The 13955-nt window shown below is 58.4% G+C and carries 10 protein-coding genes and 2 pseudogenes; 6 read left to right on the top strand and 6 right to left on the bottom strand.

Annotated elements, in window-relative coordinates:
- The first annotated feature begins 398 nt into the window (after window positions 1–398).
- Together EJ068_RS12615 and EJ068_RS12620 are read left to right on the top strand one after the other, a co-directional pair.
- Window positions 399–2561: a prolyl oligopeptidase family serine peptidase gene (locus EJ068_RS12615; protein WP_129554564.1), complete on the top strand. Its 2163-nt coding sequence runs from the start codon at window positions 399–401 to the stop codon at window positions 2559–2561.
- A 38-nt stretch (window positions 2562–2599) separates the two neighbouring features.
- Window positions 2600–3298: an OmpW family protein gene (locus tag EJ068_RS12620; RefSeq protein ID WP_129554565.1), complete on the top strand. Its 699-nt coding sequence runs from the start codon at window positions 2600–2602 to the stop codon at window positions 3296–3298.
- 105 nt (window positions 3299–3403) lie between these two features.
- Here the strand turns inward: EJ068_RS12620 and EJ068_RS12625 are convergent.
- Window positions 3404–3589: pseudogene (locus tag EJ068_RS12625) on the bottom strand (transposase); the annotation flags it as partial.
- A 461-nt stretch (window positions 3590–4050) separates the two neighbouring features.
- Between EJ068_RS12625 and EJ068_RS12630 the strand changes: the two are divergent.
- The 3 genes and pseudogenes from EJ068_RS12630 to EJ068_RS12640 all read left to right on the top strand — a co-directional run bounded on the left by EJ068_RS12630 (window position 4051) and on the right by EJ068_RS12640 (window position 10439).
- Complete coding sequence (locus EJ068_RS12630) at window positions 4051–5301, top strand: acetyl-CoA carboxylase biotin carboxylase subunit family protein (protein WP_129554566.1); 1251 nt, start codon at window positions 4051–4053, stop codon at window positions 5299–5301.
- A gap of 306 nt (window positions 5302–5607) precedes the next feature.
- Window positions 5608–7496, top strand: a pseudogene (locus tag EJ068_RS12635) (IucA/IucC family protein).
- Window positions 7497–9086: 1590 nt separating this feature from the next.
- On the top strand, window positions 9087–10439 hold the full coding sequence (locus EJ068_RS12640) for a Xaa-Pro peptidase family protein (protein WP_129554567.1): 1353 nt from the start codon (window positions 9087–9089) through the stop codon (window positions 10437–10439).
- Between the two features lie 327 nt (window positions 10440–10766).
- Here the strand turns inward: EJ068_RS12640 and EJ068_RS32590 are convergent, their stop codons facing one another.
- From EJ068_RS32590 to EJ068_RS12655, 3 genes are all read right to left on the bottom strand, one after another.
- Window positions 10767–11009 (bottom strand): hypothetical protein, encoded by a 243-nt coding sequence (locus EJ068_RS32590; protein WP_189512620.1) that lies wholly within the window; start codon window positions 11007–11009, stop codon window positions 10767–10769.
- Window positions 10981–11490, bottom strand: a complete 510-nt coding sequence (locus EJ068_RS12650; protein WP_245463408.1) for a hypothetical protein — start codon at window positions 11488–11490, stop codon at window positions 10981–10983. The genes EJ068_RS32590 and EJ068_RS12650 overlap by 29 nt, the downstream gene beginning before the upstream one ends.
- 364 nt (window positions 11491–11854) lie before the next feature.
- On the bottom strand, window positions 11855–12091 hold the full coding sequence (locus EJ068_RS12655; protein WP_127404217.1) for a helix-turn-helix transcriptional regulator: 237 nt from the start codon (window positions 12089–12091) through the stop codon (window positions 11855–11857).
- A 137-nt stretch (window positions 12092–12228) separates the two neighbouring features.
- Here EJ068_RS12655 and EJ068_RS12660 point away from each other — a divergent pair, with 137 nt between their 5' ends.
- Window positions 12229–12480 carry a hypothetical protein gene (locus EJ068_RS12660; protein ID WP_127404216.1) on the top strand — a complete coding sequence of 84 codons (252 nt, stop codon included), beginning with the start codon at window positions 12229–12231 and terminating at the stop codon, window positions 12478–12480.
- 24 nt (window positions 12481–12504) lie between these two features.
- Here EJ068_RS12660 and EJ068_RS33250 read toward each other — a convergent pair whose 3' ends face one another.
- On the bottom strand, window positions 12505–12714 hold the full coding sequence (locus EJ068_RS33250; RefSeq protein ID WP_306283349.1) for a DUF2285 domain-containing protein: 210 nt from the start codon (window positions 12712–12714) through the stop codon (window positions 12505–12507).
- The gene (locus tag EJ068_RS12665; protein WP_245463409.1) at window positions 12630–13052 is read right to left on the bottom strand and encodes a hypothetical protein; all 423 of its coding nucleotides are present in this window, start codon (window positions 13050–13052) and stop codon (window positions 12630–12632) included. The genes EJ068_RS33250 and EJ068_RS12665 overlap by 85 nt, the downstream gene beginning before the upstream one ends.
- Window positions 13053–13955: the final 903 nt, after the last annotated feature.

Below are 13955 nucleotides of genomic sequence, written 5' to 3' on the forward strand. Positions count from 1 at the left end.
TGGTGTCTGCCATGAATCCGTGTGCGTGAAGCGCTCCAGAGCGAAGATGTTGGGCGTCAACCAGGTTCACTCCAATGAGCTTCACTTCTCGAGTTCTGCACAGTGTCCACGACTGGCGCCGGAGGTTGATCCGGTGATTAGGAGGAGCACTCGTTGTCGGATTCTCGACGATGTCGGACATGTGACACAACGCTTCCAGAGCGATCGCATTGTTCCGAAACGATTTTCCCAGTTGGCACGAAGGTTGCGGCCCTATGCGCAAAAGCACTGCGATGCCGCACCGACTGGAAGAACTCATCAATGATCACGCTTTTCGAACATGTGGGCGCCGCTACCGACACTGAGCGTTCCCGAGCCGACGGAAGCCTCTATCCCTTCTTTCTGAAGGCTGTCCGGACATGAACGCATTTGATGTCCGTCCAACGCTTGATGCTCCCGACGACGATCCCTATGTCTGGCTTGAAGATGTAGAGGGCGAGCGGGCACTTGCCTGGGCCGCCGGCCAATCGGCAAGGACTCTGAAGCACTTCGGTGGAACGCAGTTCGAGCGCGACCGCGCGGCTCTGACAGCCATTTTCGACAATCGCGACAATCTTCCCCTGATCGCGCGCCGTAGTCAGTACCTCTACAATTACTGGCGAGATGACGGTAATCCACGCGGACTGTGGCGCCGGACCACCCTTGCCGCCTACATGAAGGCGGACCCCCAATGGGAGCTACTGCTCGATCTGGATGCTCTCGCGGCTAGCGACGGAGAGGACTGGATCTGGGACGGCGCGTCCATCGAGCCGGAGAGACGGGAAAGAGCCGTTCTGCGCCTGTCGCGCGGCGGCAGCGACGCGGTCGTGCATCGCGAATTCGACCTGATCTCTCTGAGCTTTGTCGCCGACGGCTTCAACCTCCCCGAGGCCAAAGGCTACGTTAATTGGCTGGACCCTGACACGCTTCTGCTTTCCAGTGCGCTTGGTAATGGCATGGCCACCCGCTCCGGCTATGCGCGCACCGTTCGACTGTGGAAGCGTGACGCGGATCCCCTCACCACGCCGGCAATCTTCGAGGCCGGGTTCGAAAGCTTCCAAGTGTCTGGTCATTCGGACCGCACCGGCCGCAGCGAGCGCCTTTGGTTCATCGAGCAGCCGGCCTTCTTCGAGAAGATCAGCTGGATCGGCGATAGGAGCGGGCCGAGGAGGCAGATCGATCTTCCTCGCGACGCGTCGTGGCGGGTCTTCGGCGACTGGCTGGCGGTAAGGCCGCGCAAGCCCTGGACGATGGGAGGCACCACCCATCCCGCCGACGCGCTGATCGTCATCTCGCTTTCCTCTTTCCTCGCCGGCGGACGCCGTTTTGAGACCCTGTTTCAACCAGGGGAAAGGCGCTCCATGCAGTCATTTTTCTGGAATGACGGGAAGCTCATTATCTCTTACCTCGTCAATCTCGCACCGCGTTTCGAGATGTTCACTCCCGGCCACCAGGAATGGACGCGCCGAGTCCTGAACACCCTGCCCGCCGAAGGTACTGTCGACGTCTGGTCATTCGATGCGGCAGTTCACGAGACCAATGGAGAGGTCCTGATCTGTGCTCAGGATCCGATCACGCCGCCGCAGCTCTTGCTGTTCGATCTGAATGCCGCGCCGTCTCTCAGCGCTTCAGCAATCCTGAAGCGCAGCCCGGAGAATTTCGATGCATCCGGACTGGTGGTCACGCGCCACGAGGCAGTCTCTATCGATCATGAGCTGATCCCCTATACGCAGGTTGGTCCGGCGAACGGGAACGGAGATGCTCCGATTCACCTTTCCGCTTATGGCGGGTTCGGCGTATCACGCCTGCCCTACTACAACTCCCCGCTGGGCAAGCTGTGGCTCGAGCGCGGCGGCACGTGTGTCGAGGCGAACATCCGCGGCGGCGGCGAGTTCGGCACCCGCTGGCACGAAGCCGGGCGCAGGGAGGGCAAGCGTCTCGCCCATGACGATTTCGCCGCCGTTGCCGCCGACCTCGTGCGAAGGGGCATCACCCTGCCGAGGCGGATTGCCGCCGAGGGTGGCTCAAATGGCGGCCTGCTGATCGCAAACATGCTGACCCGCTATCCTGAGCATTTCGGGGCTCTGTTCTGCACAGCACCGCTTATCGACATGCGTCGCTACACCAAGCTCTTGGCGGGCGCGAGCTGGATCGACGAATATGGCGATCCGGACAAGGTTCACGATTGGGCTTTCCTGAAGGAAATCTCCGCCTATCACGCCGCAGCGCCGGGACAGCCCTATCCGCCTATCCTGATCGCCACCACGAAACGCGACGACCGCGTCCATCCGGGCCATGCGCGCAAGATGGCCGCAAAACTGCAGGCTCTTGGCTATCCCGCTTACTTCTACGAGGCCAGCGCAGGCGGGCACGGCTGCGGCGAGGACAATCGGGAGCAAGCCGCATTCATCAGTCTAGGCACCAATTTTCTCCGCAGCGCAATCGGCTTCAACGATCACCTTCCGGAGACGGCGGAACGCGTTGCAACGCAAGTGGGGTATTTGAGGTCCATCAACAATTCATTCGAGCAGGAGACGAAATAGTGCAGTGCATCCTTTCTGAACATCAAGGAGTGAATCTCATGGCGAGAACGCGAATGGGCGTTGCGCGGGCAACAGCAGCGGCGGTGGCCCTGATCATGGTGGGACAGCAGGCCGTCGCCGCGGAGCCTGCGCAAGCAGAGACCGTCCTGGCGAAGACGGGAGCCTCGGTCACCGAAGCGCCAATCCCTTGGCAGGTCCGCCTGCGGGCGTTGGGCGTCGTTACGAAAGATCTGGGCTACGTTGATACGCTTCCCGGCTCCGGTCTTTCGTATTCGGACACGGTGACGCCGGAACTCGATATCTCGTATTTCTTCACCGACAACATCGCCGCCGAACTCATACTCGGTACCACTTATGCCAACATCGCGGGCCAAGGGACGATCGGAGGGTTGGGCAACATCGGCAAAGTTTGGCTGCTGCCGCCGACGCTCACGTTGCAGTACCATTTTACCGATCTCGGCGCGTTCAAGCCTTATGTCGGCGCCGGCGTGAACTACACGATCTTCTACAACCAGGACACTGGCAGCGCTGATGCTCTCAAGGTGAAGAACACGTTCGGCACGGCGCTGCAGGTCGGATTCGACTACATGGTGGACCAGCACTGGGGCCTCAACTTCGACGTGAAGAAGCTTTTCCTGAAGCCGGACTTCGACGTCACGGTGGCCGGCGCGAAGCTGACGGGGAAGGCGGAGCTCGATCCCTGGCTGATAGGCGCAGGTGTCACCTACCGCTTTTGACAACGCAAGGCGAAGATGGCTTCTGAGAGCCGAGTCGAATGGAAGGGCGCCTCGTGCGTCCTTTTGGCGCATGGCACGGCGCTGCTCGGCCGAACGTCCACGGATGTCGTCCTCTATTCTGTAGAGTTCCGCGATTCGTTGGAGCGCTTGGCTGACGACCGGCGTGGAACCGGCCGCCGCGAGTTCGAAGAAGCGCGGGCGCACGTGCGTCAGCAGAAGGCGAGCACGACGCCGCTCTCGTGGGCCAGCATAGCCGCCATAGTCGTCGACCTGCAGGGTAGCCGACAGGATGGGATCGGTCGCTCGGCCTTTCGGTCCGGCGCATAGACATAGGCGACGCCAGGTGGTCGTTTCCCTGCCAGGGGCCGGTCATCGCACGCACAGGCCCAGAATGGCCTGTCTTCGTCTTGCCGCGGCCCCGGAAAACCTTGTAAGGCGCCACCGCGTTGATCTAATCCAGTGTATCGCCGGTCGCTCAGCCGACCATAGCGCTCAATGTCGCTGCGCATCCAACGGCTCCGTGCAAATCACCAGGCGAAGTGAATCAATACGTTCTAGATCGCCAGGTTTTTCGAAGTGTCCAGAGACCCGAACATTGCAACAAACTCTTTAAATAACTTCACCAAAATTTCGCACCGCAAGCCAGAAATGACGCTACGTTCAGCGTACTCCTTCAGTCGGGGCCTTGCTAGAAGGCCGTTATGACTATGTGCAAGTGACCGTACAGTACGCAACGATGGAGATTAACCGTCATGTCAAAAAGAGTTCTCATTCTGATTGAAGGCGATTCAACTTGCAATGGGCCACAATATGTCCAAGCGGCCCAGCACCTTGGTCTTCGTCCTGTTACGCTCTCAACTAATCCAACTCGCCATGCCTATCTGGAGGTGCAAGGCACTCAGGCCATCACTGTCGACACAGACGATCTCGATGCACTGGTTGCCGAATGTTCTCGTTTGCGCGAGGCTTATGACGTCGCCGGCATTACTACCTCCTTAGAGGCCGTCTATGCAACTGTTGGCAAGCTCTGTCAGCATTTTCATCTGCCGGGACCGAATCCGACATCGATTGGACAATGTTGCGACAAGTTTACTCAACGTGAACTCCTTGCGCGGGCCGGCATGCCCATACCTGCTTATCACTCAGCAGAGAATGCGGCAGCCGTGAAACAAGCGGCCGCGGATATCGGTCTCCCCGTGATTCTCAAGCCAGCCGTGGGTAGCGGCAGCAGCGGTGTCCGACTGTGCCGCAATGCAGATGAGCTAGCTGAACATACGACCTATTTGCTTGATGGTGGGCACATTTGGCCATGTCCGCCCAGGATACTTGTGGAGGAATTCGCACAGGGTCCTTACTACTGCGCACATGTAATGGGAAAAGAGGTGATTGGGATTGGAGCTTCTGAGTTCTGCCCACCACCGCATTTTGTTTTTATTCAGAGCGTCTTTCCGGCAACGCTGACGGATGGCGAGCATAGGCGAATTGCCGATGTCTCTCTGGGTTGCTTGCAAGCTCTGGGCCTTGGTTGGGGACCCACGAACGTCGAGCTCCGGTGGACGAAGCGCGGGCCGGTCGTGGTTGAAGTCAATCCGCGCCTCAGTGCCGGTGCTTCATTAGTTAAGGCGGCTCACGGAATCGATCTCGCTGCTGAGCACATCAAGGTTGTTATAGGCAAGCAATGCGACCTGAGCAGAAGGCATTCACAGACTGCAGTCTCGCGGTGCCTAATTCCTGATCGCGACGGCATCCTGCAATGGATCTCTGGCCACAGTCAGGCGGCCGCCCTACCAGGTGTCGCCGAGATCGAATTGTATGCTGAACCCAAGATGCATATCGTCAGGAAAGGCGACTATAGGGACTGGATCGGATACGTTATCGCCGTTTCATCGAACTTAGATCAGGCAAAGGATATACTCCAGTCCGCCGTCAAATTGATCGACTGGTCAATTAAACCTTTTCCGACCAAAGGCGAACGGTTCATACCAAGTCAGCACCATCCGTAAAGTCGTCCGTTTCAACGCATGTGAATACCGGATTTCGAGAGATACAAATGTAAAACGCGCGTTGGATAACATAACCCCGTGCTAAAACCAGGCACGTTGTTCACCGGCCCGGCCGCCGGGACCGACACTATTTGTCGGATTTGTCGAGTCAGCGACGTGGCGGCGTTAGGCTCGTCTGCGGCTCTCTGAGCAACTTATTGCGTCTCAGACGAAACCTTTTTTGATGCGCAGCTGCACATTGGCATGAGTTTTGTATCTTCAATCGGAGATCGCTGCCAGTGGAGCATGACAATGAGAGGAACTATAATGGACGACCGCATACCTGCCCCGGCAGATGGCGAGACCCAATTGCGCGACGCGCAGCTCTGGGAGAATGCATCAGCGAACTCTCTCAACCGAGTGGTACGCTGCCTGTTTGCCGAAGGTCTTCTTGAACGAGACGGGATCTTATGGCCACATTTTGGAACCCATGCTTGGCTTCCGCTTTGGGTATCTCGCCAGGTTTTGTGTTTTACTGACCTGCGCCGTGCCCCGGCCGGAACATTCCAAAATCGGGGTTTCATAGAAGTGCTGGAGGAAACCGGAGCGCGCCATCGAATCAATGATGCCGCCAGCCTCATAAGACAGATTGCGCCCGCGCTGGCGCTTTCTCCTACGGCTGAGGACTTGGAAAATCTTCTCCGGGACATCGAGAACAGCGTGTATAACGATGTCCTGGCTCGTCGCCACCGACATCACTGGAGTGCAGAACTGCGGGGGAAAGTAGCTGAAGAAGGTATGCGAGGTTTTCTCGCTTATCTTTTTAAGAACTTGCCGCCGCATTTGGCAGCAATGGCTGTGGATCAGTGGGGGCCTTGGAAGGGCACCCCTTTTACCCGACATGGAAAGCAAAGCCGGGCCTATCGCCCGAGGACGTGAGTGCGTTCTCCCCTGAATTCGGTGCTCGCGTACGCGTGCACCTCACAAGCCTTCGCAAAGAATGGGTTTACGTGGAGAGGATGCCGCATGTAGGCAGCTATACGGAATGGTTCTCCAAAAACTTTCCCGACCTTTGGCGCGACTGGGTTGAAAGTCTCAAGGAACGTGGAAAATCGCCTGCGGACTGGCTGCCTATGCCTGTCCATAGCTGGCACCTTGAGAATTTCGTCCGCCGTGAATTCGCCTCCGAAATTTCTTCCGATGTTTTCGACCCTGATGGCCCGGAACTCCTGACTATACCGTCTATATCCTTCCGTACGATGCTGCCGGAAGAAAAAGAGCCGATGCCGTTTATCAAGCTTCCGGTGGCAATCTGGATGACTAGCGAACACCGCGCCCTGCACGCTCAATCTATTCATATGGGTCCCCGACTTAGCACTCTCATTTCCGATATTCTGACAAATGAGCAGATTTTGCAGGAGGGACTAGAGATTTTTAGCGAAGAGTTGGGCGCAATCTTCCGTCACATCGAGACGGGCGACGAGCATCCGGGGCGCTTTTTATCGGTCCTGTATCGAAGCGCAAATGCTTTGGCACGTCATGACGGCCTTATACCCGTTACCGTTGCTGCGCTGTTGACGGCCAGCCCGATCGATGGTCGTCCTCTCATTTGCGAGCTAATCGCTAGGACCGGCAATGAAACCGACCTGACCGTCTCTGCGTTTTTCCGCGCGTATGCGGCCACCGTCATCCGGCCGACACTTAGCATGTATCTGCTTTACGGAATTGCCCTTGAGGCGCATCAGCAAAACAGCACCATCCTGTTCGATGAGAATGGCAGCCCACGAAAACTGTTGATCCGCGATTTTGGTGACGGCTACCGCTTTGCGCCACTCTTCGAGGAACGCGGTCACAGTCTGAATCCCTTTGACGGCAAGGAGACCTCACCCGCCACATTCGAGGGAGATATCAGTCTCACGCGCTCACTGTTGATCGACTCCTGTTTCGTCTGCCATCTCCATGAGATCGCGTTGTGCTTATGTGAACAGTATGCTCAATTGGGCACCAGCCCTTGGCGCATCCTGCGGGAAGAAACCGAAGCCGCCCTTGACGCGCTACGGCCGCGAATGCTCTCCGACGCGTTCTGGCTGCGGGAACGCAATGCGTTTCTTGAGGACCCTTGGCCGACTCGCTCTGTGCTCCGAATGCATCTACAGCGCTACAGACTGGGGCGGGTGGAGCATCAACTGCCAAATCCGTTGGCGGAGGTGCAGTAACCAGGACCAAGAATGACATGCGCCGCTCGGAGAGAGCTCCGAACGCCTAAGATAGACCTCGCCCCGTTCGATCATGTAGGGCAAGTCGGCTGTCCGGCCACTGCCCTCGATCGATAGTACCGTTGTTGCCGCGAGATTTCGCTTTGACGCGGGTGATCAGTTTTTCGTCGTCGGCAATGCTGTCGAGGAACTCGTTCCATTCTTCCGTCGATCGGGCTTGTCACGCGCACGCGGAAGAAGCTGGGTGAACGGCGCCTTGGCGAGCACCATGTGTTTAACGTTCTACCAGCTACAATAATGCTAACGACTGTCGACCTTGGAATGCAGTATGTCCAATGTCCACCAGAATGGATGACGGTATCCCATGGACATGTATGAAGCTTCGCGGTGCCGGCAACGATCTTGCGTCCTATGCTTTATTTGCTTCCGCTGGGTGGCATAGAGTCTCGATCACCATTTCACTTAAGGCTAGGATCACACTCCTTTCCAGCCAGCGGGTGGACCCCTAGAAAAAGTCCGCAAAGTCCTTTTGTCTCGAACAAGAATGTCGGAAGCTCAACCAAGGCGAGGTGCGGAGCTCCGTACCGGCATCGATGCCGTAGCGACGCTGTCGCGACCCATACGAAGGGAGGAGCCGCGGCAGTTAGCCATTGGTGGCAGCTCGCTTTGGCTCGCGATGCATCAAAACGAATGATCGGGACGTTCAGCAGCGCACACCGTGCCCACTTGCCTTAAGCGCGCCTAAGTATGGCGACCGCGATGATGCCGGTTGCGGAGACGGCAAAACCACCGGTGATCCTTCTGCAACCGGTAGACCTGCGGAAGGACCCTGGAACAGCCTCCAGGTGGCACTTAGAATCGGCTAGGGGTCCGAAAAAAGAGAGAGCTCTCAGCCAGGCAGTATGATTAGCGGACAGGGTTCAAACTCGCGCCGCAACGGCCGGTCACCGCAGTCAGCATTGTACTGACCAACCTCTCTCCTAGACCACGCAGGCGAAGATTGTATAGCCCAGGCTGGCTCACGCGAAAGCAGTGTCCCCGCATGGTCCAAGGACGTCCTTTGACCACCCGAATTCTCTGGAGTTCGTAGCTCTGGGCCAAACAGCCGGCCCAAAATGTTACACCGTTCTTTCAAGTATATTTACAAAAAGTTGGCGAACCTCGGTCGCCGCCGATGATAGTATCACCTGAGCTTGAGTTCGCGGGCTGGACGACAAGGCGATGCCGGTTTTTCTCAGGCCGCGGCACAACCCGAAAAGTCGGAGTTAACAGCCAATGGCAGGCTTGCGGTCGATGACGGCATTACCTGGCGACAGGTACGGGCGAGCGGGCTTGCCGTGGTGGAGCGCCGGTCGTCGCGGCGGCGCATTATACTGGGCACCCCCAAAGGCCTACGACGCAGCTCATCTTCTTGAACGAGATGGATCGTTGTGGGCGCGCGATAAACAGGACCCAGTCAGGCTACTAGTTGGACGGCCTAGGGCGATGACCATCGCTTTGCCACATTAAAAACTTCGCACACCAAGACTAAATCCTGCGTTTTCCCTCTCAGCCGCGGGGAACAGCGGCCCACCCAGGAGTCCTGCAACAATGTCCTCGTTTTCGATCGTGAACCCCAAAATTGATCCAACGCGAGTGGCAAAGGCACTTAAACCGGACGGGAGCATAGATGACGATGATCGGGTTGAAATTGGGCCGACGGACGTCGCCTTTGCGGAGTGGGCAGCCTTGGGCCTGACCACGCCCAACCTAGATCGTATGCGCAAGACCCGTCTTGATCGGATTGTTCTGCAACTCCGCCAAAGAGACTATGCGGGCGTGCTCTGCTTCGATCCGCTGAACATACGATACGCTTCAGATTCCTCGAACATGCACATATGGATCATGCACAATCCGTCACGAGCTGTGTTCGTATCGGCCGACGGCTATGTCGTTCTCTGGGATTTCCATCGTTGCGGCCACCTGTCAAACTACCTGCCGCTCATTAATGAAATCCGGGATGGCGGCGCCGGCTTCTACTATTTTGTTGCCGGCGATGAAGAGGAAGCAATCGCCAGGGACTTTGCCGGACAAATTGACGAACTGTTGCGCCGCTCTGGTGGCAAAAACCGTCGTCTTGCCGTCGACAAGATCGAAATCCCCGGCCTTCGTGCGCTAGATGCAGTTGGCATCGAGGTTTGCAACGGCATGCAGCTCATGGAGCACGCCAGGGCCATTAAGGGAATCGACGAGATCAACGCCATGCGCTGCTCTCTCGCGACCTGCGAGATTGCCGTTGCCAAAATGCGAGAACGTTTGCAGCCCGGCATAGCCGAAACGGAACTTTGGTCGGTTCTTCATGCCGAAAACATCGCACGTGGTGGCGAGTGGATCGAAACGCGCATTTTAACTTCCGGCCCGCGTACGAACCCCTGGATGCAGGAGGCCGGCCCCCGTCGCATTGTCTCAGGAGACCTCGTCGCCTTCGACACCGATATGGTGGGCCCGTACGGCATGTGTGCCGACTTCTCCCGCACTTGGCACTGCGGTGATGGCTGTCCCACCGACGAACAGCGAAGGCTGCACGCCATCGCATACGAGCACGTGGCCGCAAATATGGCCATGCTAAAGCCGGGCGTCTCTTTCACCGAGCTCACGCAGCGCAGCCACAAGCTTCCCGCGGAGTTCGTCAAGCAGCGATATGGCGTCATGATGCATGGCATCGGTCTATGCGACGAATATCCCGCGATTCTCTATCCTGAAGACTTCATCCCGGGAGCATTCGACTATGTTCTCGAGCCCGGAATGACCTTGTGCGTCGAGGCTTATATCGGTGCCGTCGGTGGGCGGGAAGGCGTGAAACTGGAAGAGCAGGTGCTCGTGACCGAGAGCGGAGTTGAAAATCTCACGAGATGCCCGTTTGATGAGACTTTGATAACTGGATCTTTCAGGCCGGGTTCTTAAAGTTGTCCGTTGTGCGACTTTGAGAGATCCACACGTCTGGCGCCTCTTCGGCCTTGAGCATGGCTGCCGCAATCAGGCTCGATGACAGTCCCTTTCCAGAAGTTCCTGAAAGCTCGACGCCGGGCGTCCTCCTCGATCAGAAAGGCCGGGTAGATCGTGCTCGCGGCATCATCGTCAGCGTCCAATCGAGTATCTGCTGGCTTGCCGTACTCCTCCGGCGAAGATTCCGATTACCCACATCGTCGGCTTTGTCCAATGGAGATGCCGAAGGCGATCTCGTGCAAGCGGATCATGCCGCGCCAGACGACCGTGTTGCCGGGAGGCGGATCATGGTTGCGGGCGAGATAGCCGCCCAAGCCTGGCGATTTGCAGCAGGTAAGCGGCGAGCGTGGGCAGTTGGAGGCGCGGTCGCGTTCGGGACGCGTCGATCCGGTCGAGCGCAGTGTCGGCGGCGGTCTCGGCGGTGATCGAGCTTGAGATCGCCGGCAACTGCATGTGCGGCCGGCCCCTATCACCGGCCAGCGCGGAAGCGTTCTCGCGATTATCGCCCTGCAATGGCTTTTCGACCATTCGTGGAGCTCGTCGATGTGACAGACATAGCGGCCGTGCTCGCGGAATTGCGGCCGCCGCGCTTGAGCCGCTTTTCCAGCATGCGCGGGAAGAGCAGTCCATGGTGATCCTCGTGTCGCTCGAAGAGGTGGTCGGGCAGGTTGTCGCACTGCACAACATTGAAGACGGCGAAGCGCTTTAAGAGAGGGAACGGCTTGCGGCTCATTGCCATCGGCCTTTCAGCCAGTTCTGACAGGCAGAGCTGCGTTCGAAGACCGTGCCCCAAAGGATCAGAATATTGATGCCGGAACAGAGCCGGCCGGTGGCCGCGTTCTTTGGCAGGTGAAGGCCGGCTTTTGCCCTGCCCAAGGCTTGACCCGAGGCGCGGTGCCGCGCTCCAGCTGGCGACGATACGTTCAGTAGTGTCCTCGTAAAGGCTGGCGCCGGTACGCCGCCCTTGCCTGCGCCAGCCCTGGCCCTGCCGGAACGCTTTCGTTTGCACGCCTCGTCCTCCGCTCTTCAATCCCGCGCCTTTTCCCGCAACCGGGTGGCCGCGAAACCAACCGGAAGGGCCTGCCGTGGAAGGCGGATCGCATCCGAAGGACCGGAACGCGGACCCGGTCCGCAAGCGATGGGTTGCGGGATGCGCGGCGGGCCAAGAAGGAAACGCGTCCACCGCACGCCACCGGGACGGCCCACACGGACGACGCCGGCCGATCGGCCGGCGACGATCAGCAGCCGAAAGGCTGCATGCGCCAGGGGCCAAATGGCCGAGACCGCCTGAGCCTACCGAAGAAAAGCGGGCTCGATTCACGAGCACCCAGCGCACGCCACAAGGCGCGCGGGCGCATAGCTGGTTTTCTCGCTTAAGCTGGTCGTGAATGCCGGGCCTTGCGCGGCGGTTTTATGAGCTCGCAGGGATCAACACTGAATGCCTGCGCCAGTCGTCCGAGCACGCTGACGCTCGCGGAAACGCGGGCACGCTCGATCGAGCCCACGTAGCGCATGCTAAGATCCGCCCGTGCAGCCAACTCTTCCTGCGTCAGATCCTGTTCATGGCGCAAACGACGCATATTGATTGCCATGACCTCTTTGAGATCCACGCATGAGATAGGCGCTGAAAAGGAATTATCGCTCTAGGAATGATCGTTCCTATTCCTTATAAAGGCCCATCGGTGAAGGCCTAGCCAGGCCACAACAAACTCGCCAATGGACCGAGATCAAACCAGCCATAAAGCGCATGAAGCCAAACATTGCTGACGACGTGCCCTGGTCAGACAGCCTAACGAGTTATGACAGGGAGCATTTCACGATCTACCTACGGATCCTGGACGCCTGTGCAGACAATGCCAGTGAAGAGGATATGGCCGCTCTCATTCTCGGCATCGATCCGGCTCTTGATCCGGTCCGCGCCTGCAAGGCGCTCCGCAGCCATATCGACCGGGCAAACTGGATCGTGACGACGGGCTACAAGGAACTGTTTGCCGGTTGACGCACACTGCGCAGGGGCACGCTTTCAGGCAAGAAAGTCCCAATAGCCGCCATTCATGAGCGTGTGACCGCCGTTTACGGCCCGACGGATTCTGTCGCGCAGGTGATCGCCAGGGTCGGTCCAGTCGGCGTAGACGCGCCCCCGGCCGATCAGTGCTTCAGCGATCTCGAGATGTGATGCTCCGGCGAGTGAGCCATCAAGCGCACGAAAATAACGAAGGTCAATCGGGACCAGCGCTTTTCAGGTGGAAACAGACGTCCAGGCAATTGTCCGTAAGCATAAAGATTATTGAGGCACTCCAGCACCCATAGGCGATGCTTCAAATGCGCTGCGGGCCAGATCGCGTCGGCAGAGAGGCAGGCAGGTTGAAGGATGTCGGCGCCCGAAATGGCGAGTTGAAGGCTGCGCTGCGCGTTGCGCAGAAGAACATACTGGCTCTTGTCGTGCGCGAGCAGGACCGTCGCGCGACATGGCAGTGGCCTCAGATGGAACGATGGTATCGTCAGCGACCCAGAAGCCCGTTCCGCGATCACAGGCATTACATGTGCGCAGCGGCGCGGATCCCAGAACACGGCCGCATCGCGCCAGTGGAATTCCGCGAAACAAAACACCCCAGCGCGACAGGTCTGCGGCCGACGCGATCACCTCGACGGAGGTTCGGCGCGACGCGACCTGCAGTTCATGCTGGAATGCCGGGTTGCACCGCAGGAACTCCCAGCCCCATCCCCGCGACATCAGATGAGCGGTGTAGTCGTACGCCCGCTCCTCCCACCAGGTAGGTGGATCAGCATGTGTCGGTTGGGTCGTTGGCATGAAGGGGTCAACTTTCTCACGCCACTCACGCGACCTGACGAAGCACCGGCGCCCAAAGCCTGGACCGTGCAGGCCGCCGTTTTGGCGGACCGTGTGCAGCCTTTCTTCCGAGACATCCAAATAGCCGGCAAGCGCGCTGATGACGCCGAACGTGTGCGGCTCTCCGATCCGCTCGAGTGGCCAGCCTACCCGGCGAAGGATGCGTTCGATGCGCAAATTGGTGACCGTGACGATGTGGCTGGAGCCGGCGCGACAAGCCGAACTCGATCATGCCGGCGAACAGTCCATAGATACCTATTGACACACCACCCACTCCCTTCGGTGCGGATGACGAAATGTCGAGTGCGAATCGGCTGCTTTCTCAGACGCTCGGGTTCTCAGGCGCGGTCTTCCCCCCAACAGGACGGAAAAGGTGTCGCGAAGTATTGTCGGACCTGTGGACGGCAGAAGACGAACGCAACCTTCGACAAAACCCACGCATCCGCGCAGCAACAGGTAGTATGGGGCGCAGCGCATCGAAAGAATGGACTTCGTACCGCCGTACTCTCGGACCTCCCAATCGAGACATTCGCTGAAAAGGCGGTAGCATTGCATGCAGCTCGTCGGCAAAATAATCATAGCAATCGGAAGCAATCAGCTGGATCATCAAAGACCTCGTGTTC

The organism is Mesorhizobium sp. M2A.F.Ca.ET.043.02.1.1, assembly GCF_003952405.1.
Classification (GTDB): domain Bacteria; phylum Pseudomonadota; class Alphaproteobacteria; order Rhizobiales; family Rhizobiaceae; genus Mesorhizobium.